General features: G+C 41.8%; 33 protein-coding genes and 1 riboswitch. Of the genes, 28 read left to right on the top strand and 5 right to left on the bottom strand.

Features of this window, described 5'->3' with window-relative positions; all coding sequences use genetic code 11:
* Positions 1 to 11 precede the first annotated feature (11 nt).
* The 19 genes from RBH91_RS18260 (at position 12) to sufB (ending at position 15,918) form a co-directional block, all read left to right on the top strand.
* A complete protein-coding gene (locus tag RBH91_RS18260; protein ID WP_307892443.1) occupies positions 12 to 1,187 on the top strand; it encodes an acetyl-CoA C-acetyltransferase in 1,176 nt (391 codons plus the stop codon).
* A gap of 17 nt (positions 1,188 to 1,204) precedes the next feature.
* Complete coding sequence (locus RBH91_RS18255) at positions 1,205 to 2,989, top strand: acyl-CoA dehydrogenase FadE (RefSeq protein ID WP_307892442.1); 1,785 nt, start codon at positions 1,205 to 1,207, stop codon at positions 2,987 to 2,989.
* A 116-nt stretch (positions 2,990 to 3,105) separates the two neighbouring features.
* The gene (locus RBH91_RS18250) at positions 3,106 to 3,462 is read left to right on the top strand and encodes an arsenate reductase family protein (protein WP_076760732.1); all 357 of its coding nucleotides are present in this window, start codon (positions 3,106 to 3,108) and stop codon (positions 3,460 to 3,462) included.
* A 61-nt stretch (positions 3,463 to 3,523) separates the two neighbouring features.
* Positions 3,524 to 3,907 carry a glycine cleavage system protein GcvH gene (gcvH, locus tag RBH91_RS18245; RefSeq protein WP_076760731.1) on the top strand — a complete coding sequence of 128 codons (384 nt, stop codon included), beginning with the start codon at positions 3,524 to 3,526 and terminating at the stop codon, positions 3,905 to 3,907.
* 54 nt (positions 3,908 to 3,961) lie between these two features.
* Positions 3,962 to 4,198 carry a YusG family protein gene (locus RBH91_RS18240; RefSeq protein WP_307892441.1) on the top strand — a complete coding sequence of 79 codons (237 nt, stop codon included), beginning with the start codon at positions 3,962 to 3,964 and terminating at the stop codon, positions 4,196 to 4,198.
* A 70-nt stretch (positions 4,199 to 4,268) separates the two neighbouring features.
* Positions 4,269 to 4,610, top strand: a complete 342-nt coding sequence (locus RBH91_RS18235; RefSeq protein ID WP_307892440.1) for a toprim domain-containing protein — start codon at positions 4,269 to 4,271, stop codon at positions 4,608 to 4,610.
* A gap of 29 nt (positions 4,611 to 4,639) precedes the next feature.
* On the top strand, positions 4,640 to 4,948 hold the full coding sequence (locus RBH91_RS18230; protein ID WP_307892439.1) for a thioredoxin family protein: 309 nt from the start codon (positions 4,640 to 4,642) through the stop codon (positions 4,946 to 4,948).
* A gap of 120 nt (positions 4,949 to 5,068) precedes the next feature.
* Entirely contained in the window at positions 5,069 to 5,416 is a 348-nt protein-coding gene (locus RBH91_RS18225) for an SCP2 sterol-binding domain-containing protein (RefSeq protein WP_307892438.1), read from the top strand.
* A gap of 201 nt (positions 5,417 to 5,617) precedes the next feature.
* Positions 5,618 to 5,725: riboswitch (SAM riboswitch) on the top strand.
* 130 nt (positions 5,726 to 5,855) lie between these two features.
* Entirely contained in the window at positions 5,856 to 6,881 is a 1,026-nt protein-coding gene (metN, locus tag RBH91_RS18220; RefSeq protein WP_307892437.1) for a methionine ABC transporter ATP-binding protein MetN, read from the top strand.
* On the top strand, positions 6,874 to 7,542 hold the full coding sequence (locus tag RBH91_RS18215) for a methionine ABC transporter permease (protein WP_307892436.1): 669 nt from the start codon (positions 6,874 to 6,876) through the stop codon (positions 7,540 to 7,542). The genes metN and RBH91_RS18215 overlap by 8 nt, the downstream gene beginning before the upstream one ends.
* Positions 7,543 to 7,555: 13 nt before the next feature.
* Positions 7,556 to 8,386, top strand: coding sequence for a methionine ABC transporter substrate-binding lipoprotein MetQ (gene metQ, locus RBH91_RS18210; RefSeq protein ID WP_307892435.1), 831 nt, complete (start codon positions 7,556 to 7,558; stop codon positions 8,384 to 8,386).
* Between the two features lie 295 nt (positions 8,387 to 8,681).
* Positions 8,682 to 9,065 (top strand): carboxymuconolactone decarboxylase family protein, encoded by a 384-nt coding sequence (locus tag RBH91_RS18205; protein ID WP_076760936.1) that lies wholly within the window; start codon positions 8,682 to 8,684, stop codon positions 9,063 to 9,065.
* A 202-nt stretch (positions 9,066 to 9,267) separates the two neighbouring features.
* Positions 9,268 to 9,405 carry a YuzK family famiily protein gene (locus RBH91_RS18200; protein ID WP_162274720.1) on the top strand — a complete coding sequence of 46 codons (138 nt, stop codon included), beginning with the start codon at positions 9,268 to 9,270 and terminating at the stop codon, positions 9,403 to 9,405.
* Positions 9,406 to 9,526: 121 nt separating this feature from the next.
* Entirely contained in the window at positions 9,527 to 10,432 is a 906-nt protein-coding gene (locus RBH91_RS18195; protein WP_307892434.1) for a cation diffusion facilitator family transporter, read from the top strand.
* A 297-nt stretch (positions 10,433 to 10,729) separates the two neighbouring features.
* On the top strand, positions 10,730 to 11,515 hold the full coding sequence (gene sufC, locus RBH91_RS18190) for a Fe-S cluster assembly ATPase SufC (RefSeq protein ID WP_076760723.1): 786 nt from the start codon (positions 10,730 to 10,732) through the stop codon (positions 11,513 to 11,515).
* Between the two features lie 17 nt (positions 11,516 to 11,532).
* Positions 11,533 to 12,846, top strand: coding sequence for a Fe-S cluster assembly protein SufD (sufD, locus tag RBH91_RS18185; RefSeq protein WP_307892433.1), 1,314 nt, complete (start codon positions 11,533 to 11,535; stop codon positions 12,844 to 12,846).
* On the top strand, positions 12,846 to 14,066 hold the full coding sequence (gene sufS / locus RBH91_RS18180; RefSeq protein WP_307892432.1) for a cysteine desulfurase SufS: 1,221 nt from the start codon (positions 12,846 to 12,848) through the stop codon (positions 14,064 to 14,066). Before sufD ends, sufS begins: the two co-directional genes overlap by 1 nt.
* A complete protein-coding gene (sufU, locus tag RBH91_RS18175) occupies positions 14,056 to 14,502 on the top strand; it encodes a Fe-S cluster assembly sulfur transfer protein SufU (protein WP_076760720.1) in 447 nt (148 codons plus the stop codon). The genes sufS and sufU overlap by 11 nt, the downstream gene beginning before the upstream one ends.
* 18 nt (positions 14,503 to 14,520) lie before the next feature.
* The gene (gene sufB / locus RBH91_RS18170) at positions 14,521 to 15,918 is read left to right on the top strand and encodes a Fe-S cluster assembly protein SufB (RefSeq protein ID WP_076760719.1); all 1,398 of its coding nucleotides are present in this window, start codon (positions 14,521 to 14,523) and stop codon (positions 15,916 to 15,918) included.
* Positions 15,919 to 15,927: 9 nt separating this feature from the next.
* Here sufB and RBH91_RS18165 read toward each other — a convergent pair whose 3' ends face one another.
* The 3 genes from RBH91_RS18165 to RBH91_RS18155 form a co-directional block, all read right to left on the bottom strand.
* Complete coding sequence (locus RBH91_RS18165; protein ID WP_307894788.1) at positions 15,928 to 16,242, bottom strand: site-specific integrase; 315 nt, start codon at positions 16,240 to 16,242, stop codon at positions 15,928 to 15,930.
* 117 nt (positions 16,243 to 16,359) lie between these two features.
* A complete protein-coding gene (locus RBH91_RS18160; RefSeq protein ID WP_307892431.1) occupies positions 16,360 to 16,599 on the bottom strand; it encodes a tyrosine-type recombinase/integrase in 240 nt (79 codons plus the stop codon).
* A gap of 255 nt (positions 16,600 to 16,854) precedes the next feature.
* Positions 16,855 to 17,148, bottom strand: coding sequence for an Arm DNA-binding domain-containing protein (locus tag RBH91_RS18155; protein WP_307892430.1), 294 nt, complete (start codon positions 17,146 to 17,148; stop codon positions 16,855 to 16,857).
* A 19-nt stretch (positions 17,149 to 17,167) separates the two neighbouring features.
* Here RBH91_RS18155 and RBH91_RS18150 point away from each other — a divergent pair, with 19 nt between their 5' ends.
* The 6 genes from RBH91_RS18150 to RBH91_RS18125 all read left to right on the top strand — a co-directional run bounded on the left by RBH91_RS18150 (position 17,168) and on the right by RBH91_RS18125 (position 19,774).
* The gene (locus RBH91_RS18150) at positions 17,168 to 17,380 is read left to right on the top strand and encodes an XkdX family protein (protein WP_307892429.1); all 213 of its coding nucleotides are present in this window, start codon (positions 17,168 to 17,170) and stop codon (positions 17,378 to 17,380) included.
* A gap of 65 nt (positions 17,381 to 17,445) precedes the next feature.
* Positions 17,446 to 17,679, top strand: a complete 234-nt coding sequence (locus RBH91_RS18145; protein ID WP_307892428.1) for a phage holin family protein — start codon at positions 17,446 to 17,448, stop codon at positions 17,677 to 17,679.
* Positions 17,660 to 17,785 (top strand): phage holin family protein, encoded by a 126-nt coding sequence (locus RBH91_RS22745; RefSeq protein ID WP_404802452.1) that lies wholly within the window; start codon positions 17,660 to 17,662, stop codon positions 17,783 to 17,785. The genes RBH91_RS18145 and RBH91_RS22745 overlap by 20 nt, the downstream gene beginning before the upstream one ends.
* A gap of 44 nt (positions 17,786 to 17,829) precedes the next feature.
* Positions 17,830 to 18,111, top strand: coding sequence for a glycoside hydrolase family 25 protein (locus tag RBH91_RS18140; RefSeq protein WP_307892427.1), 282 nt, complete (start codon positions 17,830 to 17,832; stop codon positions 18,109 to 18,111).
* 26 nt (positions 18,112 to 18,137) lie between these two features.
* Positions 18,138 to 18,665, top strand: coding sequence for a LysM peptidoglycan-binding domain-containing protein (locus RBH91_RS18135; protein WP_307892426.1), 528 nt, complete (start codon positions 18,138 to 18,140; stop codon positions 18,663 to 18,665).
* Between the two features lie 473 nt (positions 18,666 to 19,138).
* A complete protein-coding gene (locus tag RBH91_RS18125) occupies positions 19,139 to 19,774 on the top strand; it encodes a hypothetical protein (RefSeq protein ID WP_307892424.1) in 636 nt (211 codons plus the stop codon).
* Between the two features lie 73 nt (positions 19,775 to 19,847).
* On the opposite strand, the gene resA is transcribed toward RBH91_RS18125, so the two are convergent.
* Positions 19,848 to 20,372, bottom strand: coding sequence for a thiol-disulfide oxidoreductase ResA (gene resA / locus RBH91_RS18120; protein WP_307892423.1), 525 nt, complete (start codon positions 20,370 to 20,372; stop codon positions 19,848 to 19,850).
* Between the two features lie 66 nt (positions 20,373 to 20,438).
* Between resA and RBH91_RS18115 the strand changes: the two genes are divergently transcribed.
* Positions 20,439 to 21,140: a cytochrome c biogenesis CcdA family protein gene (locus RBH91_RS18115; RefSeq protein ID WP_307892422.1), complete on the top strand. Its 702-nt coding sequence runs from the start codon at positions 20,439 to 20,441 to the stop codon at positions 21,138 to 21,140.
* Between the two features lie 135 nt (positions 21,141 to 21,275).
* Here the strand turns inward: RBH91_RS18115 and RBH91_RS18110 are convergent, their stop codons facing one another.
* Positions 21,276 to 21,668 carry a hypothetical protein gene (locus RBH91_RS18110; RefSeq protein WP_307892421.1) on the bottom strand — a complete coding sequence of 131 codons (393 nt, stop codon included), beginning with the start codon at positions 21,666 to 21,668 and terminating at the stop codon, positions 21,276 to 21,278.
* Between the two features lie 839 nt (positions 21,669 to 22,507).
* Here RBH91_RS18110 and RBH91_RS18105 point away from each other — a divergent pair.
* Together RBH91_RS18105 and RBH91_RS18100 are read left to right on the top strand one after the other, a co-directional pair.
* Positions 22,508 to 23,416 (top strand): EamA family transporter, encoded by a 909-nt coding sequence (locus RBH91_RS18105; protein ID WP_307892420.1) that lies wholly within the window; start codon positions 22,508 to 22,510, stop codon positions 23,414 to 23,416.
* Positions 23,417 to 24,365: 949 nt separating this feature from the next.
* On the top strand, positions 24,366 to 24,749 hold the full coding sequence (locus tag RBH91_RS18100) for a hypothetical protein (protein ID WP_076760717.1): 384 nt from the start codon (positions 24,366 to 24,368) through the stop codon (positions 24,747 to 24,749).
* Positions 24,750 to 24,758 lie beyond the last annotated feature (9 nt).

Raw genomic sequence — 24,758 nt, 5'->3', positions numbered from 1 at the left:
GAGGGAAAAACATGAAAGAAGCAGTCATTGTGTCGGGTGCGAGAACCCCGGTCGGAAAAGCAAAAAAAGGCTCATTGAGGACAGTCCGTCCCGATGACTTAGGCGCATGCGCAGTTAAAGAAACATTAAAAAGAGCGGACGGCTATGAAGGGAATATCGATGATTTAATTATCGGCTGTGCCACACCGGAGGCCGAACAAGGCCTCAACATGGCCCGGAATATCGGTGCGCTTGCGGGCCTCCCCCATACGGTTCCGGCCGTAACGATAAACAGATACTGTTCATCAGGGCTTCAGTCCATCGCATACGGGGCCGAGAAAATTATGCTCGGCGGAGCGGATACAGTCATTGCCGGCGGTGCCGAATCGATGAGCATCGTTCCGATGATGGGGCATATCGTCAGACCGAATGCGGCACTGGCTGAAACAGCGCCTGAATATTATATGGGAATGGGCCATACGGCTGAACAGGTTGCAGTTAAATATGGCGTTTCAAGGGAAGACCAGGATGCATTTGCTGTCAGCAGCCACCAAAAAGCGGCCAAGGCGATTGCAGAAGGAAAATTTGCGGAGGAAATCGTCCCTGTGGAAGTAACCGTCAGAGAAGTTGATGAAAGCCATCAACTTCAGGAACAGACGTTTACCTTTGCTTGTGATGAAGGCGTACGCGCAGGCACAACCAGTGAAGTTCTTTCTGCTTTAAAGCCGGCGTTTTCGGCAAAAGGTTCGGTCACCGCCGGGAATTCGTCGCAAACGAGTGACGGAGGTGCCGCGGTGATGATCATGGACAGGGAGAAAGCGGATGCGCTGGGGCTTGCACCGCTTGCAAAATTCCGTTCCTTTGCGGTCGGAGGCGTTCCTCCGGAAGTGATGGGCATCGGCCCTGTAGAAGCGGTGCCGCGCGCGCTGAAGATGGCGGGGCTTGAGCTGAAGGATATCGGTTTATTCGAATTAAATGAGGCATTTGCTTCACAAGCCATTCAGGTCATCAGGGCGCTCGGCATCGATGAAGAAAAGGTCAATGTAAACGGCGGAGCGATCGCGCTGGGTCATCCGCTCGGCTGTACGGGCACAAAGCTTACCCTTACACTGATCCACGAAATGCGGCGCAGAAATGAACAATTCGGCGTTGTGACGATGTGCATCGGCGGAGGCATGGGAGCAGCAGGAGTATTTGAATTAGTTTAAATAAAGGGGATGGGATCATGGAACAAACAAAGGATGATTTGAAAAAAGGCGGCGCTTTTCTTGTAGAAGATGTGACAGCCGACCAGATGTTCACACCTGAAGACTTCACTGACGAACATAAAATGATTGCCAAAACGACGGAAGATTATATTATCGGCGATGTTCTTCCGCATATTGATGAGATTGAAGAACACCATTTCGAGCACTCTGTCAGGCTTCTGAAAAAAGCCGGGGAGCTCGGACTCCTCGGCGCCGACATCCCGGAAGAATTTGGCGGGTTCGCCCTTGATAAAATCAGTTCGGCACTCATCACCGAAAAATTTTCAAGAGCAGGCAGTTTTTCTTTATCATACGGCGCTCACGTCGGCATCGGGACGCTGCCGATCGTGTTCTTCGGATCACACGAGCAAAAAGAAAAGTATCTGCCGACGCTTGCTTCAGGCGAAAAATTTGCCGCATATGCATTAACAGAGCCGGGCTCAGGATCTGATGCGCTGGGGGCAAAAACGACAGCCGTTTTGAATGAAGCGGGCACTCACTATATATTAAACGGAGAAAAACAGTGGATCACAAACTCCGCTTTTGCAGATGTTTTTATCGTATATGCGAAAATAGACGGTGAACATTTTTCGGCATTCATTGTTGAAAAAGACTTTCCGGGCGTTTCGACAGGACCGGAAGAGAAAAAAATGGGTATTAAAGGCTCATCAACCCGCACACTCATTTTAGACCAGGTTCAAGTACCAAAGGAAAACCTGTTAGGTGAACCAGGAAAGGGTCATATCATTGCGTTCAATATATTAAACATCGGACGCTATAAGCTGGCCGTCGGTACGATCGGCGCTTCCAAACGGGTGATTGAGCTGTCAGCTGCCTACGCAAATCAGCGCAGACAGTTCAAGACGCCGCTATCCAAATTCAGCCTAATCGGCGAAAAAATCGCCAACATGTCAGCGAAACTCTATGCGATGGAAAGCTCTGTTTATCGGACGGTCGGGCTTTTTGAAGACAAAATGGGCACCTTGAGCGAAGAAGACCAAAAAGACGGGAGGCAGATTGCAAAAGCAATTGCCGAATACGCCATCGAATGTTCGTTAAATAAAGTATTCGGGTCAGAAACGCTTGATTATATTGTTGACGAAGGCGTCCAAATCCACGGCGGCTACGGATTTATGCAGGAATACGAAGTGGAGCGCGCCTACCGCGATTCACGGATTAACCGGATCTTTGAAGGGACAAATGAAATCAACCGCCTCATCGTACCGAGCACATATTTGAAAAAAGCCTTAAAAGGGGAGCTGCCGCTCTTTGAGAAAGCAAAGGCGCTTCAGGAAGAGCTGATGATGCTCATGCCTGAAGAACCGGGCGACGGGGTCTTGGAACAGGAGAAGCATTTGCTGAAAAATGCCAAAAAGATCGCGCTGCTGACCGCAGGGCTTGCTGCACAAAAATACGGAAAAGCGATCGACGCAGAACAGGAGATCCTCGTGAACATCGCTGATATTGTCAGCCAAGTTTATGCGATGGAATCAGCCATTTTAAGAACCGAAAAAGCTGTCTCGGCATTTGGCGAAGAAAAAAATGCACAGAAAATCCTGTATACGCAAATTTTCACACAGGAAGCTTTTCAGGAAATTGAAAGCCATGCAAAAGAATCGTTAATTGCGGTGGAATCAGGCGATTCGCTGCGGATGATGCTGTCCGCCCTCCGTAAACTGACACGCTTTACGCCTGTCAATGTCATTGAGAAAAAACGCCAAGCTGCCAAAGGAGTCTTTGAAGCAGAGAAATTCATCGTTTAATGAAAAGGCCCTGCAATTACAGCGGGGCTTTTTAGCTGCCTGATGAAAGCAACGTTTTAGGTTTTTAAAAAGATCTGTGTTAAAATAGCCTCGGATCATTCGAGAGGGGTGAACGCATGGCTTTGGATTTTTATTGGTACCCGAAATGCGGGACTTGCCGAAAAGCGAAAAAGTGGCTTGAAGATCACGGAGTAGAAGTAAACGGGATACATATCGCTGAAGAGCCGCCGAGCAAAGAAAAGCTGAAACAGCTTTTTGAAAACAGCGGACTTGAATTGAAAAAGTTTTTCAATACGAGCGGACAAAAGTACCGCGAACTTGGCTTAAAGGATAAGCTGCAAGACATGTCTGAAGATGAACAGCTTGAATTGCTGGCTTCCGACGGTATGCTGATCAAACGTCCGATTACAACTGACGGCAGGAAAGTAACCGTCGGTTTTAAAGAAGATCAGTTTAAGACGTACTGGTTATAATGTATGAATATGTGATATCTTCAATGTAGGATGATTTAAAACATTTTATGGAGGGGTTAGCATGAGCACACCAAAAGAATTGCGTTATTCGGAAGAACATGAGTGGGTTAAGACTGAAGGAGACAAAGTCAGAATCGGGATTACTGATTTTGCCCAATCCGAGCTTGGAGACATCGTTTTTGTCGAGCTTCCTGAAGTGGGAGACGAGATTAAAGCGGACGAGCCTTTTGGAAGCGTTGAATCTGTTAAAACCGTTTCAGAATTATACGCCCCGATCAACGGGAAAGTCGTTGAAATAAACGGAGATTTGGAAGACAGCCCTGAATTTGTCAATGAGTCTCCGTATGAGAAAGCATGGATGATTGTCGTTGAACCGGCTGACACTTCAGAAATCGACGGCTTGATGACTGCAGAACAATATGATGAAATGACAAAAGAAGCCTAATTTAGGATAGCAGCCCGTCATTTGGATACTCTATAAAAAGAGGGGGTGTCCAAATTGACGCTGAAAAAAGAGCGGATTGATATAACAGAACATGTGAAGGGCCATTTTAAAGACGGCGGCATGCAGCTGTATCATGAAAATGAACCAATCGGCCGTATGACCGGCATGGATCAATACGAACTGGAATCTGGATACTATTTCCAAGATGGTAAATTCTACAAAATGGCTGATACCACAAGTGCACCCGATGCAAAATATGTAGACTGTGATGACCAGCAAGGCTGGTGTTAAACGGCTCAGGCGGTGAATATTCACTGCCTTTTTTCACAAAAAATCTATTTTTCTCTTAAAGGTGATCCATATGCCAGAAATCGAAAAAGTCATGATCGTCGAGGGGAAATCCGATAAGCTGAAGGTAAAACGTGTCATCGAAGAACCTGTTGACATTATATGCACGAACGGAACGATCAGCCAAACAAAGCTCGATGAATTTGCCGAGAATCTGTATGATAAAGACGTTTACATATTGGTGGATGCCGATGAGTCCGGTGAAAAGCTGCGCCGGAAGCTCAAAAGGGAACTGCCTGAAGCATCCCATTTGTATATTGATAAAGCCTATAAGGAAGTCGCTTCAGCCCCGGATCACCATGTGGCAGAAATCCTCTTTCGGTCAAATATTCGAGTGCATACAAAATTTTTATGATAAAAAAGTATAGAGGTGCGGTTTAACATATGCAGGAACTTCAAGAACGAGAATTAAAACAGCTTGAGCAAAAGACCTGTCTATTGTATTTATACACCCCTTTTTGCGGGACCTGCCAGCTGGCCGGAAGAATGCTGGAAGTCGTTGACGACATGCTTGCAGATGTTCCTTTCTATAAAAATAATCTCAATTATTCCCCAACATTCGCCAAACAGCATGAAATTGAAAGTGTGCCGTGTTTTCTCCTTTATAAGAACGGGCGCATCGTCAAAAAAGAGTATGCTTTTCATTCTGTTTCCCACTTATATGATATGATTAAACAAAATGCTGTTGATTAAGGGTGTTTTTGACATATTTCTCGGGAAATAACCCTCAAAAACTTGTCGAGCAATTCATAAAGGACTCCCGTTGTATGCAGAGAATCTGTAAGTATGACCAATTTACAGGAGGTTATACAGTTGGAGAAAATAGGATTGATAGAAAGAGAGGACCGGTCTCTTTTTTTAAAACCTCTATTATCCACAACGGCTTTGCTGATTACATTTCAAGGTGAAAAAGAAGCTTTTACGTTAGCGATCAATGAACAGGGGGAAATGGAAAAATCAGCCATACCGAAAAATGCTCATTTGACTTTTTTTGGGGATCAAAGCGAGATTATCGACCTTCTTCATGGAGATATTTCCCTGCAGCAGCTCGTACAGCGCGGCACCGTCAAGGTAAAAGGCTCTTTCAGGGCTTTATTGAAGCTCGAAGCGATTTTATGGCTTACGGACGGTTTCTTCAAAAACAGCGACCTTCATTTATAAAATTCTTAAAATGTTGGAAAAACGACAGATTGACAGTGTTAAGGCAGAACAGTGAGGCGGACATTCAGTTCGCCTCTTTTACCTGTTGATCATATCGGGTAGGCCGTTTGTCTTAAGAAAAGTAGTTGACAACTATTTTTTCGCATGATATCTTAATTTAAGAATTCCGATCATCATAAATTAAAAAATGAATATATGATTCTCTTATCCAGAGAGGTGGAGGGAAGTGCCCTATGAAACCCGGCAACCATCAACATATGTTGAAATGGTGCCAATTCACACGAAGCGTTAAGCTTTGAAAGATGAGAGAAAGGCCAAGACTTTTCAAAAGCCTTTCTGCTCAAGTGTGCAGAAAGGCTTTTTTCATTGATCATCAGGAATTCAGGAAGCATACTTGACTTAGACGTCGAAGAATAGAGCAAGAAAGCAGGTGATGGCTTTGATAAATCTTCAAGGTGTTTCAAAGGTTTATCAGTCAAAGCATGGAGATGTCAATGCTGTCCAGGATGTCACCCTTACGATAAAAAAAGGTGAAATCTTCGGAATTATTGGATATAGCGGAGCTGGAAAAAGCTCCTTAATCCGTCTTTTGAACGGACTTGAACAGCCGACTTCAGGTACAGTTGAAGTCGCGGGCCGAACGATAGGCGAAATCAAAGGGAAAAAACTGAGGGATGCGAGAAAGGAAATCAGCATGATCTTTCAGCATTTCAACCTTTTATGGTCGAGAACAGTCCGCGACAATATTGCCTTCCCGCTGGAAATTGCCGGCGTCAGCAGGGCAAAACGTTTAAAAAGAGTCGCTGAACTGATTAAGCTCGTCGGTCTTGAAGGAAAAGAGAACGCCTATCCTTCCCAGCTGAGCGGCGGACAGAAGCAGCGAGTCGGGATCGCAAGGGCGCTCGCGAACAACCCGAAAGTTCTCCTTTGTGATGAAGCGACATCAGCGCTTGATCCGCAGACAACTGACTCGATCCTGGGTCTTCTGTCTGATATCAATGAAAGACTCGGACTGACGATCGTCCTGATCACACATGAGATGCATGTCATCAGAAAAATCTGCCACAGAGTGGCCGTCATGGAAAACGGCAGGGTTGTCGAAGAAGGCGATGTATTGAACGTCTTCAGAAAACCGAAGGAAGAAATGACAAAGCGCTTTGTTCAGCAGGTAACCGAACCGGAAGAAACGAAGGAAACCTTGAAACAGTTCCTTGATGAAACGACATCAGGGCGGACGATTAAGCTCGCCTTTGTCGGCGAAGCAGCTGAAACACCGCTGATTACGCAGATCATCCGAAAATTTGATGTTGAAATCAACATTCTTCAAGGGAAAATCTCGCAAACGCAGGACGGCGCTTATGGTTCATTGTTCATTCATGTAGATGGAGAGCCGCATGAAGTCAATGAAGTGGTTGAATTCATCAAGAGCCGGCAGGTAGAAGCTGAGGTGATCACAAATGTTTGAAAAACTGTTTCCCAATGTAGACATGGAGCAGCTGTGGGAAGCCACATATGAAACGATTTATATGACAGGAATTTCCCTTTTCTTTGCTTTTATCATCGGAGTCATTCTCGGTATGCTGCTGTATTTGACTTCAAAAGGGAATATTTGGCAAAACGGAGCGATTAATGCGGTGATCGCGGCAATCGTCAATGTGTTCAGGTCTATTCCATTTATTATATTGATTATTTTGCTTCTCGGTTTCACAAAGTTTTTAATGAGTACCATTCTGGGGCCGAACGCGGCACTTCCAGCGCTGATTATAGCGTCCGCTCCGTTCTATGCCCGCCTTGTGGAAATCGCTTTGCGCGAAGTCGATAAAGGTGTGATTGAAGCGGCGAAATCAATGGGGGCGAAAACATCAACGATCATTTTCAAAGTGCTCCTGCCGGAATCAATGCCCGCGCTCATTTCGGGCATTACGGTTACAGCGATTGCGCTGATCGGTTCAACCGCCATGGCCGGTGCGATCGGGTCGGGCGGACTCGGCAACCTTGCATATGTAGACGGATTCCAAATGAATAATCCCGATATTATATTAATCGCAACTATTTTCATCTTGGCTATTGTGTTTATCATCCAGTTTATTGGGGATTTGATTACAAATAAATTAGACAAACGTTAGGGAGGACATCAACATGAAAAAAGGTTTATTAACTGCTTTATTCATCATTTTTGCCGGCGTTTTGGCTGCTTGCGGATCTTCTAGCAGCGAAGGTGATAAAGACAGCAAGGTCATCACTGTCGGAGCGACGCCGACGCCGCATGCCGAAATTCTTGAGGAAGCAATACCGCTTTTGAAAGAAAAAGGATACGAGCTTAAAATCGAGAAATTCACAGACTACAAACTGATCAACAAAGCGCTCGTTTCTAAAGATCTTGACGCGAACTACTTTCAGCATGTTCCATATCTTGAGCAGGAAATAAAAGAAAACAAAGACTATGATTTAGTTAATGTCGGTGCAGTCCATCTTGAGCCATTCGGCATCTACTCAAAAAAATATAAATCATTAAATGACCTGCCTGACGGTGCAACCATTATTATGAGCAACAACGCCGCTGAGCAGGGCCGCATGCTGGCAATGCTTGAAAAAGCCGGCTTGATCAAGCTGAAATCAGGCATTGACAAAGTAGACGCAACGGTGAAGGATATTACGGAAAACAAGAAAAACCTAAACATCAAAAACAATGTCGCGCCTGAAATGACGGCAAAAGCATATGAAAACAATGAAGCTGACGCCGTGTTCATCAACGTGAACTATGCGATCCAAAACAAGCTGAATCCGAAAGAAGATTCAATTGAACTCGAATCTCCAAAAGACAATCCTTATGCAAACATCATTGCGGTGCGCAAAGGTGATGAAGATTCAGATAAAGTCAAAGCGCTTCTTGAAGTATTGCGTTCTGATGACATCAAAAAATTCATCGATGAAAAATACAAAGGCTCTGTCATTTCTGTATCTGAATAAAGGAAACAACCCCCGGTTTGCAGAAAACCGGGGTTTTCAGCGTGTCGACAAACCCTCGCATTCGTTGTCAGGCCTGCGCGTCGGTGCTCACGAATTCCAACATTCGCTCCGCTCCGATGCTCACCCTTCCTAGACTGCAAGGGTTTTCAATCACGCTGAAAGGATGACAAAATTCTAAAACTTTAAACCGTTTTAGGATTTTGTCAACAATCTACAAACCCCGGTTTGCAGAAAACCGGGGTTTTTTCGCGTAATTTTTGAAATACGGGCCATACTAATGAAAAATGAATTGCAAATGGAGGAAGCAACCGTGAACCAGCATGAATCAGAAAGCATCATAGAATCCGCTCTGCAGGAATATAAAGCGGGAATCGGCATCTTTTCGGAGAAAATGCCGGGCATTGCATCCAAATACAATAAGTTTACTGAAGAATGTTTTAAACAAGGTGCATTAAGCGAAAAAGAAAAGCAGCTGATCGCACTTGGAATCAGCGTCAATACCCAGGATGAATATTGTATTATTTACCACATCAAAGGCTGTCTTGACTGCGGAGCGAAAGAAGAGGAAATTCTTGAAGCCGTCGGCGTCACCGCAGCATTTGGCGGAGGAGCAGCAATGAGCCAAGCCGTCACACTCGTGCTGCAGGCCATGGAAGAATTCCAACAAATGAAACACTGATCGAGAAATAAAAAGAATTTTCTATTCATCGCCTGTGAAATGCCGGAATATCGACAGAGATCAGCATATTTAAAGCATACTCATCTTTGCAGAGTCTGTATATAATTGGTATCATGTAAGAAAATCTCTGAGAGGATGATTCATTATTTGTTCAAGCCAAGATCAGCTTGACCTTGAATTTACGGCAGAAATGGAAAAAGCGATGCACAAGTCCCATGGCATGGGCTACCAAGAATACAGCAGAAGCCATGAGAATCGGCTCGAAGTCGAGAAAAGGCGTGAAGAGCATTATCAAAAAGGCAAACAGATCGTTACAGATATGAAATTGATGAACGGATAAAACAGAGGGCGGATGATATCCGCCCTTTTACATATCACTTGCGATAACAGTTGACCTGACAAAATGCAAAGGTTTAATATGAATATATGATCATATTATAATTTTTGGAGGAGGTTTCTCAATGAGCCATTCCCACAGCCACCACAACCATAATCATGCCCATCACGCCAGTAAAAAAGCGCTGCTGACCAGCTTTTGTCTAATCCTTACTTTTATGGCAGTTGAAATCATCGGCGGGATTTTGACAAACAGCCTCGCCCTTCTATCAGATGCCGGGCATATGCTCAGCGATGCCGCTGCACTGGGGTTAAGCCTGTTTGCCGTTATAGTTGGAGAAAAGGCGGCAACCGCAAACAAAACTTACGGATATAAGCGTTTTGAAATATTGGCCGCCTTTATCAATGGCATCACCTTGCTTGCGATCTCGCTTTATATTTTCTGGGAAGCGTTCCAGCGCTTTTTCAATCCGCCTGAAGTCGAAAGCTTCGGAATGCTGGGGATTGCAGTAATCGGACTGTTCATTAATATAGCCGCAGCTTGGGTGTTAATGAGAGGCGGTACAAGTGAAAATTTAAATATAAGGAGCGCATTTCTCCACGTAGTCGGCGATATGCTGGGCTCAGTCGGTGCCATCATCGCCGGGCTTTTGATGCTGTTTTTCAATTGGAATATCGCCGACCCGATTGCAAGCGTTCTTGTAGCTTTCTTGGTGCTTATAAGCGGCTGGCGTGTAGCAAAAGATTCGGTTCATGTTTTAATGGAAGGAAAGCCGAAGCATATCGACCTAGACGCGCTCAAAAAAGGGCTGCTTTCGATTCCGTCTGTGAAGGACATTCATGATCTCCATATTTGGTCGATTACATCTGATTTTCCGTCCTTAAGCTGCCATTTGACGGTCAGTGACAACAGTGACAGGGATAGAATCTTAAAACAAGTATCAGAATATCTAAGGAAAGAATTTAATTTGGAGCATGTAACCGTACAAATAGAAGGGGAGCATCATTCCCATCACGATTCATGCAATTGAGAACGAACCGTTTTCACAGCAGGCCGCGTGTTTTTTAAGGATTTTGCTGCCGTTCTGATAAACCTCCCGGCAGACCTTCAGATTTCATGGAAATGTAAATAATCGTTTTTATTGGATGGCTTTGGACAGGGGAAGTTTCTTGCCGTAATCTCTTTAAGAAAAAAACGATTTTTGTTACACTTGAAAACATGTACATGCAAAAGATAGAGACTTTTGTTGTATTCAATTTTCATTTGTTATAAAATTAGAATGAGAATAAATTGAGAATAATGATTATATATATTGGAGGTATATTTCATGGCTGCTTCGACATTAACAATCAAAGATCTTCACGTTGAGATTGAAGGGAAAGAGATTTTAAAGGGTGTAAACCTTGAAATAAAAGGCGGGGAATTCCACGCTGTCATGGGACCGAACGGAACGGGTAAATCGACTTTATCCGCGGCAATCATGGGGCATCCTAAGTACGAAGTGACAAAAGGCAGCATCCTGCTTGACGGCAAAGATGTTCTGGAAATGGAAGTGGACGAGCGCGCACAGGCCGGCTTGTTTTTGGCTATGCAGTATCCGAGTGAAATCAGCGGCGTCACAAATGCCGACTTCCTTCGTTCTGCCATCAATGCGCGCAGGGAAGAAGGAGACGAAATTTCTCTCATGAAATTTATCCGCACAATGGATAAAAACATGGAATTTCTTGAAATGGACCCTGACATGGCACAGCGCTATTTGAATGAAGGATTTTCCGGCGGGGAGAAAAAGCGCAATGAAATCCTGCAGCTGATGATGATCGAACCTAAAATCGCCATCCTTGACGAAATCGACTCAGGCTTGGACATCGACGCTTTGAAAGTCGTATCAAAAGGAATCAACAAAATGCGCGGCGAGGACTTCGGCTGTCTGATCATCACGCACTATCAGCGCCTCTTAAACTACATCACGCCTGACCGTGTGCACGTGATGATGCAAGGCCGCGTCGTTAAATCAGGCGGTCCTGAGCTTGCACAGCGTCTAGAGGCGGAAGGATATGACTGGATTAAGCATGAACTGGGAATCGATGACGAAACTGTCGGTCAAGAAGCGTAAGCGTTAGGGGGATAAACATGACATTGGAAACAAAACTATCTGTTGATCGGGAATATGTCAAAAGCTTCTCTGAGAAGCATCAGGAACCGGCTTGGCTGCAAGACCTACGCTTAGATGCGCTTGAAAAAGCAGCAGATCTGCCGCTGCCTAAGCCTGATAAAACAAAAATCACAAATTGGAATTTCACACAGTTTGATAAGCATACTGTAGAAAATAAGGCGCTTGATTCCTTGAATGATCTTTCAGATGAAGTCAAATCGCTGATCGATCTTGAGAATGAAGACAAAACGCTCTATGTTCAAAGAGATCAAACACCGGCTTACCTGTCCCTTTCTAAAGAGCTTCAGGATAAAGGCGTGGTCTTTACAGATATTCATACTGCTTTCCGTGAACACGGCGAGCTTGTCAAAAAATACTTTATGAAAGACGGCGTTAAGGCTGATGAGCATAAATTAACGGCACTGCATGCAGCACTGCTGAACGGCGGAGCATTCCTCTATGTTCCGAAAAACGTCGAGCTTGAAGCTCCTGTTCAAGCGGTTTATGTCCATGAAAGCAACGATACTGCGCTGTTTAACCACGTGCTTGTTGTTGCAGACGACAACAGTAAAGTCACGTATGTAGAAAACTACATCAGTACGGTCAACCCTAAAAAAGCCGTGTTCAATATTGTATCGGAAGTCATCACAGGCGCGAATGCCCGCGTCCAATACGGAGCGGTAGACAATCTTTCCGCCGGTGTTACCGCATATGTCAACCGCCGCGGAACAGCGCTTGGACGCGACAGCAAAATCGAGTGGGCGCTCGGTTTGATGAATGACGGAGACACCGTTTCAGAAAATACGACGAATCTCTATGGAGACGGCACGTTTGGCGATACAAAAACAGTTGTCGTCGGCAGAGGGGAACAAACCGAAAACTTTACGACACAGATCATTCATCACGGCAAGCATTCTGAAGGCTACATTTTAAAACACGGCGTCATGAAAGACTCCGCATCTTCGATCTTTAACGGCATCGGAAAAATCGAGCACGGCGCATCAAAATCAAATGCCGAACAGGAGTCGCGCGTACTCATGCTCAGCGAAAAAGCGCGCGGCGATGCGAACCCGATCCTTTTGATCGATGAAGATGACGTAACAGCGGGCCACGCTGCATCTGTCGGCCGCGTCGACCCTGTTCAGCTCTACTATTTAATGAGCCGCGGAATTTCGAAAGAAGAAGCAGAGCGCCTCGTCATTTACGGCTTCCTTGCACCGGTTGTCAACGAACTGCCGATCGAAGGCGTGAAAAAGCAGCTCGTCTCTGTAATTGAAAGGAAAGTAAAATAATGAATGTCAATGATATTCGCGAACAGTTTCCGATTCTCCACCAGCAGGTCAACGGACACGATCTTGTTTATTTGGACAGCGCGGCTACATCTCAAAAGCCGCGTGCTGTCATCGACACTCTTGATGAGTATTATAAATCTTATAATTCTAATGTCCATCGCGGCGTTCATACATTGGGAACGAAAGCAACCGATGGATATGAAGGGGCACGTGAGAAGGTCAGGAAGTTTATAAACGCGAAATCGATGCAGGAAATTATTTTTACGCGGGGCACGACAACGGCCCTAAACACGGTTGCACTCAGCTATGCCCGCGCCAACTTGAAGCCTGGTGATGAAGTCGTTATTACCCCGATGGAGCACCATGCGAATATTATTCCATGGCAGCAGGCGGTGAAAGCAACCGGCGCAACCTTGAAATACATCCCGCTGCAGGAAGACGGAACCATTTCTTTGGATGACGTCAGACAGACGGTGACAGCCAACACGAAAATTGTGTCAGCTGCCCATGTATCAAATGTGCTTGGAACGGTCAACCCGATCAAGGAAATCGCCAAAATCGCCCATGAAAACGGTGCGGTGATGGTCGTTGACGGTGCGCAAAGCACACCGCATATGAAGATCGACGTCCAGGATTTGGATTGTGATTTCTTTACCTTTTCAGCCCACAAAATGTGTGGTCCGACCGGGATCGGGGTATTGTATGGTAAAAAAGGATTGCTTGAAAACATGGAGCCCGCAGAATTCGGCGGAGAAATGATTGATTTTGTCGGTCTTTACGAGTCGACTTGGAAGGAGCTGCCTTGGAAATTCGAAGCCGGCACACCGATTATTGCGGGTGCAATCGGTTTGGGTGCAGCGATTGACTTCCTTGAAGACATCGGGCTCGATGAAATTTCCGAGCATGAACATCGTCTTGCTGTATACGCACTGGAACGGTTTGAAGAGCTTGAAGGCGCTGCTGTATACGGTCCGAAACAGCGGGCAGGACTTGTGACATTCAACCTTGAAGATGTTCATCCGCACGATGTCGCAACTGTGCTTGATGCAGAAGGAGTGGCCGTCAGAGCCGGACATCACTGTGCACAGCCTTTGATGAAATGGCTGAATGTTTCCGCTACTGCAAGAGCAAGCTTTTATCTGTATAATACAGAAGAAGACATCGATAAGCTGATTGAAGCTCTTCATAAGACAAAGGAGTATTTCACAAATGTCTTTTAATGTAAACTTGGATACACTGTATCGGCAGGTGATTATGGATCACTACAAAAATCCGAGAAATAAAGGGGTTTTAAATGACAGCATTGTCGTTGACATGAACAATCCGACATGCGGTGACCGGATCAGACTGACGATGAAGGTAACAGACAATAAAGTAGAAGATGCAAAATTTGAAGGTGAAGGCTGTTCCATTTCCATGGCATCCGCTTCCATGATGACGCAGGCGATTAAAGGAAAAGACGTGGAGACCGCCCTTCAGATGTCACAGATCTTTTCAGATATGATGCAGGGCAAAGACTACGACGATTCGATCGACTTGGGCGATATCGAAGCCCTTCAAGGTGTTTCAAAGTTTCCAGCCCGGATTAAATGTGCAACCCTTTCATGGAAAGCACTTGAAAAAGGCGTTGCAAAAGAAGAAAGCGATAATGAATAAAGATTGGAGTGAAAATGGATGGCCAAGAAAATGCCGGATATCGGCGAATATAAATACGGTTTTGCCGACAAAGACGTTTCCATTTTCCGTTCAGAGCGGGGATTGACAAAAGAAATCGTTGAAGAAATTTCACGCATGAAAGAAGAGCCAGAGTGGATGCTCGATTTTCGCCTGAAATCTCTTGAACACTTTTACAATATGCCAATGCCGCAATGGGGCGGGGATTTAAACTCATTAAACTTTGACGAAATCACGTACTATGTAAAACCTTCTGAGCGTTCAGAAAGATCATGGGATGAAGTTCCTGAGGAAATCAAACAGACATTTGACAAACTTGGGATTCCCGAAGCTGAACAAAAATATTTGGCCGGTGTATCCGCGCAGTATGAATCAGAAGTTGTTTATCACAACATGAAGGAAGACCTTGAGTCTCAAGGCATCGTCTTCAAAGACACAGACAGCGCCCTCAAAGAAAATGAAGACATTTTCCGCGAGCACTGGGCAAAAGTCATCCCGCCGACTGACAACAAATTCTCGGCCCTTAACTCAGCGGTATGGTCCGGCGGATCATTCATCTACGTGCCAAAAGGCGTAAAAGTCGATACTCCGCTGCAAGCTTACTTCCGCATCAACTCAGAAAACATGGGTCAGTTTGAACGGACGCTGATCATCGTTGACGAAGGCGCGCACGTTCACTATGTAGAGGGATGTACTGCACCTGTTTACACAACGAACTCCCTTCACAGCGCGGTCGTTGAAATCATCGTCAAAGACGGCGGATATTGCCGCTATACAACGATTCAAAACTGGGCAAACAACGTCTTTAACCTTGTGACAAAGCGTGCTGTTTGCGAAGCAAATGCGACAATGGAATGGATCGACGGAAACATCGGCTCCAAGCTGACAATGAAATATCCTGCCGTTATTTTGAAAGGCGAAGGCGCGCGCGGTATGACGCTCAGCATCGCATTGGCAGGCAAAGGACAGCATCAGGATGCAGGCGCGAAAATGATTCACCTTGCACCGAATACGTCATCAACGATTGTTTCAAAATCGATTTCTAAACAAGGCGGAAAAGTCACATACCGCGGAATCGTCCACTTCGGACGCAAAGCCGAAGGCGCCCGCTCAAACATCGAATGTGACACACTGATCATGGATAACAAATCAACTTCTGATACGATTCCTTACAATGAAATCTTGAATGACAACATTTCATTAGAGCACGAAGCAAAGGTTTCCAAAGTATCTGAAGAGCAGCTCTTCTACTTGATGAGCCGCGGCATTTCTGAAGAAGAAGCGACAGAAATGATCGTCATGGGCTTCATCGAGCCGTTCACAAAAGAACTGCCAATGGAATACGCGGTTGAAATGAACCGTCTTATCAAATTCGAGATGGAAGGGTCCATCGGTTAACCTTTAATATCAAAGGGTGTGATCAGATTGATATTTGATTGCACCCACAAAACACCCACAAATTTTATATGCTTGTATACCGCAGATACAAATCCATTGCTTGGTCTTCAATTTTTTTGTGACATGGAGATATGTATCTGCGGTCATTTTTATACTCGAATGCCCTAACCTTTCTGATACATATTTAATATTAACGCCGGCTTCAAGAAGGTGAACCGCATGACTATGTCTAAGAGCATGTGGGGATTGAATCGGTAAACAGGCCCTTTTACATACTTCTTTGAAATATTTCTCTGACAACGTTTGTCCGGAGCCAACGACCATCATGTTGAAAAAATATAATATTGGTTTATGGTCTTTTATAATTTTTGTATTTCAAAACAACTTCATTCCGGTTGATTTTATGCTTTTTCATAAAATGGACTGTGTTCTCATCGAGTTTTAGGTTCGTAAACTTGCTTGTGATTTAGGGGTGGAAAGGTATGGTGTTAAATTAGTTGGATAAACCAGCATCTTGTTGACTGTAAGGGTGTTTTCTTCAAAATTTATGTCATCCCAGGTTAAAGCCAAGGCTTCACCAATGCGGAGCCCAGTCCGCGCCATGAGAGAAAATAGCGCATAATAATGTATTGAATGTTGATACTTTGCATTTTTTTGAGGTTCCTTTAGCTTGTTGAGCAACTTGTCCAATTCCTCTATAGTAAAAAATTTAATCGCCTTGTTGGTATTCGTATCCTGAATCGTTTAGTGCAGTGTCCATAATACTATGAATCCTTCTCACTGTCCCTTCACTATAGTGTCCTTCAATTCATTGATCCATTTTTGATATTCATTTCGATTAATCTCTTTTTAATTTATAGTCGCTCTACCGTGGGAGAATGTTTAATCTTACATCCCATTCTTGAATAGAATAGGTGATCGGTTTAACATTTGGTTTTATATATATTTCCAACCAACTTTCAAAATAGGTGTAAGTACTTTCGCCGCCATTCTCATGAAATGATAATAACCGATCTCCATTTCAACTTGTGTAGCTGACAGCTGTGCTTCTTTTTTTGTTTTAAAACCACGTTTTGATTTTTCTTTGTATTTATTTGATTTCCTATCCTTATACCGTATCCGATTTTCCCACCAATCTGGAGTCAGCCGAAAAGCAAATAGATACCTTAAAACAGCAGAACGCTTCTTTGTCTTTACAAATAGCGCGTTTTCAGGCCGATATTTCAGCACTCAAAGGTGGTGCGTCTTCATGAAGTATCCAGCTTTATCAGATATCAAACAGTTTTATGATTGGCGGCGCTACACAGATGAAGAAATGGTTGAATATGTAAGAATCAATTGGATCACTCCGGCAGAATATGAACAAGTCACAGGCTGGAGCTATTACAATCCAGCCGTCAGTGTCGATTTAGGTTCTAGCTACCCAATAAGGGTGTTTTTTATTTTTAAAAGGAGGAAATAAATTGGATACATTTATAAAGGTTTGATTGCTGCTCCGGCAGGAGTTGTCGGATTTTTTTTTGGAGGGTGGAGCGTTCTTTTGACTATTTTATCGTTACTCTTGATTATTTTAGCGGATGGTTTGAGGCAGCTGTTAATGGTGAAGTCAAAAGCCGTACTGGTATGATTGGCATTTCCCGTAAAGTCTTTATCTTTGTGATGGTTGCTGTCGCCCGCATGGTTGATTTATTGTTTGCTGAAAACAATATTGAAATAGGCTTCCTTGTCATGACTGTAACCATTGTTTTCTACTGTAGTTAATGAATTAATCTCTATTACTGAATATGCGGGGAAAATGGGCGTTCCTGTCCAGGAGCCGATCACTAAAGCCATTGAGATTTTGAAACAACAAAATAAATCAAAATAAGGTTGCTTAACGGCAGCTTTTTTACTTTTAAAGGAGGAATTTTTATGGGAATCAAAGGTATTGACGTATCACACTGGCAAGGGGATACCAATTGGAATAAAGTTGCGGGGGATGGAATTAAATTTGCCTATATGAAAGCAACAGAAGGAACAACCTTAAAGGACAAGAAATTCGAGAAGAACGTTTCAGCCGCTAATGCCGCAGGAATTAAAACATGCGCTTACCATTTTGCACGATTCGGGTCCAAGTCAGAGGCACTGGCAGAAGCTAAGTTCTTTTTATCAGCTGTGAAAAAGGTTAGTCTCTTGTACTTGATCTTGAAGTGAATCAGAGGAAAGTCAGCAAATCGGTTTTGACGGATGCAGCGATTGCTTTCTTACGCGAAATTGAAAAAGCGGGTTACTTCACTATGATTTACAGCGGCAAGTCCTTCCTTGAAAACTGTCTTGATGAATCAAAAGTGAAGCCGTTTGCGTTATGGGTTGCCCGTTACAGCAGCAAACTTAGCCGGGGGCAGTATTCCGATTGGGGAAAGGTAGCCGGCATTTACGGCAATGTCGATATGAATATTTGTTATCGGGAAGATCTGCGTTGTCAGGTAGGTGTAAAAGTTGAAAAAAACCCGAAACCTAGCAGAAAACCAGGGAAATCAGGAACAACTTACACAGTCAAAAAAGGGGACACGCTTTCGGAAATCGCACAGAAATACAACACGACCGTTAAAGCTATCCAGAATTTGAACAGCATCAAAGATGCGAATAAGATTTACGTTAGCCAGAAACTAAAGATTATCGGCAGCAGCGCTTCAACAGCTTCGAATCATAAGCAATATTACACCATTAAATCAGGCGACTTTGTCTGGGATCTCGAAAAGCTTTAATACATCCATTAAGACGCTGCAGGCTTGGAATGACATCAAGAATGCCAACAAGATTTACGCGGGACAGAAAATTCGAGTTAGATAAAATCATCATTGAAGTAATAAAAAGGCCCTCTTACAAAGAGGGCTGCTTGTCGACAAAATTGTAAAAGTCTGATCAAGAGGGCTAAAATTCATTCAATCTTTATAAGAATGGTGGCTTATAATAAACCAACATCAGTGCAACTAAACCTTCAATAAAGGAAATAGAAACAATCACTTTATGATTTACCGGTGTTTTTACAGATATCAACTTTTGACCAATATAGTTTAGGAAATAAAACACAAGAAAGAAGCATACAATTCCAAAGATTATACCAGACAGATAAAATCACCCCTTTTATTTCCATTTATTTTATATAATAGTAGACAAACCATTATATGTAATGGTATCATCATAGTGTACTTTACCATGTTTAGAGGAGATGGGCAATATGAGTTTAGTATCATTACGTAAAAAAGTGTTTTATTTGGCTGTTTTGATTATGGTTACTGTGTTGTCATCAGTTTTTTCGTCACTCCCAGCCAATGCTAAAACTTCAAGCCATACTTCCATCCTAGATGAACAAACACATAATAAGATTTCTATAGACGTTGCCAATAAGGCTTTTAAAAAAGCAACGAAAGAAGTAAATGAAAAGTTAGCAAAAGGAGCAACGAATGCTACATCCACCAAAACGTTAAATATTCAAGGCGACACTATTGAGTTAGGCGTTGGTAAACAAGAAGAAAACAAATTCAATATTCAAGCTGTACGGAAAAAGAATTATTCTGGTTATGTTAAATATAATGGATTGCTAGGAACCGGTTTTCAGCATAAAATCAGTGGTAAATTCACATATGAAAAAGGAAAAATAAAATCAAACAGCTACGATGTCTATCTTTCAGGACCACTGTATGGAAAATCACATAGCACAAAAACTCATAAGCTTGATAAAAGTGTATGGGAGATAAGAAGCACAGGAACATTTAAAGCATTAAAATACACGCCTCTTGAATACACTACAAGACTGGTTATTGGGCTGTATGGAAGCGGTGATTATAGAGTTTTAAAAGCTAAAATAAATTAAATTTACAGACCCCTAATTGGGGTTTTTGTAATGACTCAACGTTAGTTGAAAATATAACTACTTTTTTCAAAATCTATAGAGTTTCTTTTATCCATTGATCGAGTTGTTCTTGAGACATTTCACCTTCGTATTTTCGCTTTATAATTCCATCAGAACTAATAAAAAACGAAACAGGAATTCTGCCAACGTCCCATAAATTATATACTTCTCCAGATTTATCTAGAATAACTGGGAAAGTAATGTTATTATTTTTTAAAAAGCTCTCTACAGTTAAATCTGGTTCTTGAATATTAACCGCAACAACTTCAAAACCTTTGTCTTTATATTGGTTATAAGCTTTTTGTATTGCAGGCATTTCTTTTTTGCAAGGATCACACCATGATGCCCAAAAATTCACCAAGACTCCTTTTCCCTGCAAATCTTTTAATTCTATTTTTTCATCAGACAATGTTGCTAATTTAAAATTTGGAGCTTGTTTATTCAATTGTACGGTTGTTTCTTTATTTGCAAATGAATTTTGATAAAGGGCAAATCCTACAGCTAAAAATAAAATTAAAAGTATAACTATTCTCATCCACAAACGTCTTTGTTTGTTCATAGTTTAGCCCCCTGTCTTAAATCTTCTCATTATTGTAAACATAATTTAGTAAAGGAGTCAATATTTATGGAATCAGTAACTTGGTGGTTAGCTTTCGGTGGAGGTTTTTTATCTTTTCTTTCGCCATGTTGTTTGCCTCTATATCCTTCTTTTATCTCCTATATAACAGGGATTTCTGTTAATGACTTAAAAAATCATAAATCAAACAGCATAACTAAATCAGTTGTAATACATGCATTATCTTTTTTAGTAGGGTTTTCGTTAATTTTTTACATAATTGGATTTTCAGCAAGTTCGATCGGTCGAATTTTTGCCGAAAATCAAAATTTAATACGAATGCTTGGTGGAGTATTTGTTACTACAATGGGTTTATTTTTGTTAGGCATTTTTCAACCAAAATTTATGCTTAAAGAGTGGCGCTTTTCATTCAGGAAAGGAAAAATTGGCATTCTCAATTCAATTTTAATTGGAATTATATTTGCAGCAGGATGGACTCCTTGTATTGGTCCCATTTTTGGAGCGATTTCATATGCAAATATTTCAACTCCTGCAAATACATTCATTAACGTAACAGCATATTCTTTAGGATTTGCAATTCCTTTTTTATTAATGGCGTTTTTTATTGGAAAAGTGAGATTCTTTCTTAAATATTCAAATATTCTTATGAAAATTGGTGGAGGCTTACTGGTTGCAATTGGCATACTTTTGTACACCAATAAAATGGTTTGGATCAATATATGGTATTCTAATCTCACAAGCCTTTTATAATCAAAGAGGGGATGCCAGAATTGGCAACCCTTTTTTTGATTAACGAAAATCTTTCATCTAGTGAACGTTGCGATTGTTCTTAGAAGCATTCTTTTTTAAAATACTTTTACATTACGTATTTGCAGTAGCACACCATTATTTTTTTGTATTAAGCGCTGCCATTCCAGCACAGCCTTTTAACCCACCATTCTTACCACAATACAAACGAATGGAATATTGACCTGGCCCAAGTTGTTTCGATGTATATGTTTTAGAGAAGATGTTATTTGGACTCTGTATTGAGGAAAGATGGGCCTTTCCATTTTTAAAAAGTGTCCATTTAATTGTGTGTTTGCTATACCAATAACTGATTGAGAGGATTTGTAACTTATAGCCCGATTTTAATGTAATTCGTTTGGTTGAGCTTGATGTCTCTGATTTAGTCAGTTCTGTTTTCACAGAAGCAGCTGATGCAGATACTTGATTTGTAAATAGGCCTCCTATCAATACCATGGTTACTACAGTAAAAATAGCCAAAAACTTCTTCATTTAATACTCTACCTCCAACTTTAATTATTTTCCGTTTACAATAATTATAAATATTGTAAACTTAATTTATATATTACATCTTTTCCTTATATTGGGCTACTTTATTTTGCTTAAAATCTAAAATGTCAAAATTTTGTCACATTATGTTTACTACTTATTTTTTGTCCTTTGTGTGTGCTCGTTGAAAAAGTTGTAAATGTGACTTTCAACAATAATGAGGGGGGATTTCTATATAAGCTAGCTTAAACATGATAACTCCTTATGAACTGCTCTGAAAACAGTGTGGGTCACCCACACATCACCCACAAACCATGATAAAGTATGATTTTAAGTGATCAAAGAAAAATATGAAACCCCAAAAATCAGCATTTAGAACAGGTTATGATAATGCAAAATGTTAAAAAATAATCAAGTTCGAGATGGAAGGGTCCATCGGTTAATCACCTTAAACCCTTGTCACTACAACGTTAGTGATGAGGGTTTTCGTTTGATTTTTAATCCTGTGCCCCATTTTGCACCCTCTCAGATTGTATCGTCATCTATTTTTACCTGTTTGTATACTACACTGGATATAATGAAGAAGTTAATAGTTGTACAATTAAAGCATATTATACCAATCGGTTCGACAGTTCCCTTCTTGACAATTTTTTATATACGGGTTAGTATTTCTAACGGATAACTCATCACATATAACAAAACCATTTTGGATTTGTGGACTTTTCAAGGGAGATTTTCTCTCTTTTTTCGCCACACACTTATGATTTCATAAGTGTGTGGTTTTTTTTATTCATACCTAAACTTAAAACCAAATTTCTTACCTTTTGGAGAGGGGAATAAAGATGAAGAACTGGACATTTCCTGTAGCTGTTTTTTTAGGAGGAGCGTGTTTTGGGGTATTATCGACTTTTGTCAAATTAGCATATGAGCAAGGCTTTGAATTATCAGAAGTAACTGGCAGTCAATTTTTAGTAGGGACGATACTAATCTGGCTTCTTGTTTTATTTACCAAAAAAGAAAAAATTTCAATTAAACGGTTTATCCTTATAGCCTTAGGCGGTATACCAATGGGTCTTACAGGTATTTTTTATTACCAATCGCTGCAAACATTAGACGCATCCTTAGCAATTATCTTCTTATTTCAATTCGTTTGGATTGGAACATTATTAGAATATGTTATTGATCAGAAAAAACCTAGCAAGCAAAAGCTAATTGCAATTGGTATCATTTTAATCGGTTCAATTTTCTCTGCAGGCGTCTTATCTTTTCAATTTACGAAAATCTCGTTAATTGGTATGGTATGGGGATTAATAGCAGCATGCTCTTTCTCTGCCTTTGCATACGTAAGCGGAACAGTCGGAAAAGAGTTACCACCGATTCAAAGAAGTGCAACGTTTACAATTGGCGGACTAATCATTACATTCCTAATTTTCCCTCCTGTCTTTTTATTCGATCCAGCTACCGTCTCAGCCATTGCACCATTCGGATTATTTCTTGGTTTGTTTGGTGTCACCTTGCCGCCATTATTTTTTTCGATTGGCATGCCTTATGTTGGTGCTGGACTTGGAACGATCTTGTCATCTTCTGAATTACCGGTGGCCTTATGTATGTCATTAGTTTTTTTAGATGAGCAGTTTCAGCTCACTCAGTGGATAGGAGTCTGCATTGTCATCGCTGGTATTATTTACGGAAACAAGCCCCATTCGATTCGAGATTCCAATAAAAGCCAAGAAGAAATGAAGACTGGTTAAAGCTTTATATACCGTTCAAAAGAACCCTTCTGTCCGAAAGACAGAGGGGTATTTGTCTTTCTCTATTCCTTATTAAAAAGCTGAAGTTGAAAATTTCCCCACTTCTAAATGAGTGTATAGATCAAAATTGAGATTTTACTTGTTGGGTCCCATTTGGAGATATGGAATCAGAAATAAAAAAAGCAGTACCATTCAATGTGCCAGTCGCTGTTATATCACAATCTATGTACGGAGCATTGGACGGGGGTAAAGTATTGGATCTAATGTTGATTTACAGAAAAGAGGGAAGTAATTCAAAATGGATCAAATCATGAAGTTCATGACTGAATCACCTTACACCCACTTTATTATTCAGTTCTCTTCTGATACATTAAACGTTAGGTTCTTCAGAAAGGAGATCACATCCATAAAAATGATCGAGGATACCGTGGATTTTTTGATGATGATGTCATTTTGTTTAGAAGGTTAATCGACCTTGCTAAGAACCCTGACATGACATTGGAGAGCCAAAAAGCTGTTCTACCAACGGTTGACACTGATGACATATCAAACAGTGATACGAAAGACTCCGTATATCACGAATGAAGAATTTCAAAAGTACCACCAACAACAGTATGAATTTCAAAAGGCCTTATTCGAAGAAATCGAAAAAAACGAACGAGCACAGTCGTCTTTTAATATCTGCTGTCAAATAGGATAGGAAATAATTGGTTGGGGGAAAACATAACATAAAAATGAAAACTTCCGCCTGACTTAACAAGGTGAAGCTGCTAAATGATAAAGGCTCGGATTGTTATGGTTGCCAGTGTTATTTTTTTTTGTCCCGGCAACCCTCCTCTTTTAAAAAAAGTTTTCTTCCTATCAAAAAGTTTAAATTGTTGAATAATAATAAATATGATATTTTCATAATGTGAAATAATTACCATAGAAAAACTGAAAGGATTTTTTGATGAAGGTATTCACAAGGGCTTTCATAATTGCCGCAATTTTCATTGTGCCGCTTTTTTCAGCCAGTACAGAAGCCTTTGCCATGCCTTCCAAAGGCGCGGTGAAATTCAGGACAGATGCCAATACATATACGAAATCAGCCACCTCGATCGTTGTCACCGGAAGAAGTCCTGTTACGGGAACGATGATCGCCGTCCGGCTGTTAAATAAAAAAGGGAATGTCATGATCTATCGAGATGTTCACTTAACTCGCGGAAAGCCTCATTTTCGGGTGAGCTTCCCGACGAAAAAGCTTAAACCAGGCAAATATGACGTCTGGGTGGATGCCGTCAGAGGCAAGAGATGGCACGGGGAATTAAAGTATTACATCGTCATCAAACATTGAGCTCTTAAC

It is taken from the genome of Bacillus swezeyi (assembly GCF_030908325.1).
Classification (GTDB): Bacteria; Bacillota; Bacilli; order Bacillales; family Bacillaceae; genus Bacillus; species Bacillus swezeyi.
Note: the sequence above shows the minus strand (reverse complement) of the source record. Positions and strands in the feature narration are given on the sequence as shown.

What these genes read in the sequence shown, in the direction of transcription:
- RBH91_RS18110 (WP_307892421.1), bottom strand. Translation starts at nt 21,668, where the DNA reads ATGAAGAAGTTTTTGGCTATTTTTACTGTAGTAACCATGGTATTGATA.
- resA (WP_307892423.1), bottom strand. Translation starts at nt 20,372, where the DNA reads ATGAACAAACAAAGACGTTTGTGGATGAGAATAGTTATACTTTTAATT.
- RBH91_RS18255 (WP_307892442.1), top strand. Translation starts at nt 1,205, where the DNA reads ATGGAACAAACAAAGGATGATTTGAAAAAAGGCGGCGCTTTTCTTGTA.
- RBH91_RS18230 (WP_307892439.1), top strand. Translation starts at nt 4,640, where the DNA reads ATGCAGGAACTTCAAGAACGAGAATTAAAACAGCTTGAGCAAAAGACC.
- sufU (WP_076760720.1), top strand. Translation starts at nt 14,056, where the DNA reads ATGTCTTTTAATGTAAACTTGGATACACTGTATCGGCAGGTGATTATG.
- RBH91_RS18200 (WP_162274720.1), top strand. Translation starts at nt 9,268, where the DNA reads ATGCACAAGTCCCATGGCATGGGCTACCAAGAATACAGCAGAAGCCAT.
- RBH91_RS18260 (WP_307892443.1), top strand. Translation starts at nt 12, where the DNA reads ATGAAAGAAGCAGTCATTGTGTCGGGTGCGAGAACCCCGGTCGGAAAA.
- sufC (WP_076760723.1), top strand. Translation starts at nt 10,730, where the DNA reads ATGGCTGCTTCGACATTAACAATCAAAGATCTTCACGTTGAGATTGAA.
- metQ (WP_307892435.1), top strand. Translation starts at nt 7,556, where the DNA reads ATGAAAAAAGGTTTATTAACTGCTTTATTCATCATTTTTGCCGGCGTT.
- RBH91_RS18235 (WP_307892440.1), top strand. Translation starts at nt 4,269, where the DNA reads ATGCCAGAAATCGAAAAAGTCATGATCGTCGAGGGGAAATCCGATAAG.
- RBH91_RS18165 (WP_307894788.1), bottom strand. Translation starts at nt 16,242, where the DNA reads ATGGTCGTTGGCTCCGGACAAACGTTGTCAGAGAAATATTTCAAAGAA.
- gcvH (WP_076760731.1), top strand. Translation starts at nt 3,524, where the DNA reads ATGAGCACACCAAAAGAATTGCGTTATTCGGAAGAACATGAGTGGGTT.
- RBH91_RS18215 (WP_307892436.1), top strand. Translation starts at nt 6,874, where the DNA reads ATGTTTGAAAAACTGTTTCCCAATGTAGACATGGAGCAGCTGTGGGAA.
- sufD (WP_307892433.1), top strand. Translation starts at nt 11,533, where the DNA reads ATGACATTGGAAACAAAACTATCTGTTGATCGGGAATATGTCAAAAGC.
- RBH91_RS18125 (WP_307892424.1), top strand. Translation starts at nt 19,139, where the DNA reads ATGAGTTTAGTATCATTACGTAAAAAAGTGTTTTATTTGGCTGTTTTG.
- RBH91_RS18100 (WP_076760717.1), top strand. Translation starts at nt 24,366, where the DNA reads ATGAAGGTATTCACAAGGGCTTTCATAATTGCCGCAATTTTCATTGTG.
- RBH91_RS18150 (WP_307892429.1), top strand. Translation starts at nt 17,168, where the DNA reads ATGAAGTATCCAGCTTTATCAGATATCAAACAGTTTTATGATTGGCGG.
- RBH91_RS18140 (WP_307892427.1), top strand. Translation starts at nt 17,830, where the DNA reads ATGGGAATCAAAGGTATTGACGTATCACACTGGCAAGGGGATACCAAT.
- sufS (WP_307892432.1), top strand. Translation starts at nt 12,846, where the DNA reads ATGAATGTCAATGATATTCGCGAACAGTTTCCGATTCTCCACCAGCAG.
- sufB (WP_076760719.1), top strand. Translation starts at nt 14,521, where the DNA reads ATGGCCAAGAAAATGCCGGATATCGGCGAATATAAATACGGTTTTGCC.
- RBH91_RS18195 (WP_307892434.1), top strand. Translation starts at nt 9,527, where the DNA reads ATGAGCCATTCCCACAGCCACCACAACCATAATCATGCCCATCACGCC.
- RBH91_RS18115 (WP_307892422.1), top strand. Translation starts at nt 20,439, where the DNA reads ATGGAATCAGTAACTTGGTGGTTAGCTTTCGGTGGAGGTTTTTTATCT.
- RBH91_RS18250 (WP_076760732.1), top strand. Translation starts at nt 3,106, where the DNA reads ATGGCTTTGGATTTTTATTGGTACCCGAAATGCGGGACTTGCCGAAAA.
- RBH91_RS18205 (WP_076760936.1), top strand. Translation starts at nt 8,682, where the DNA reads ATGGAGGAAGCAACCGTGAACCAGCATGAATCAGAAAGCATCATAGAA.
- RBH91_RS18105 (WP_307892420.1), top strand. Translation starts at nt 22,508, where the DNA reads ATGAAGAACTGGACATTTCCTGTAGCTGTTTTTTTAGGAGGAGCGTGT.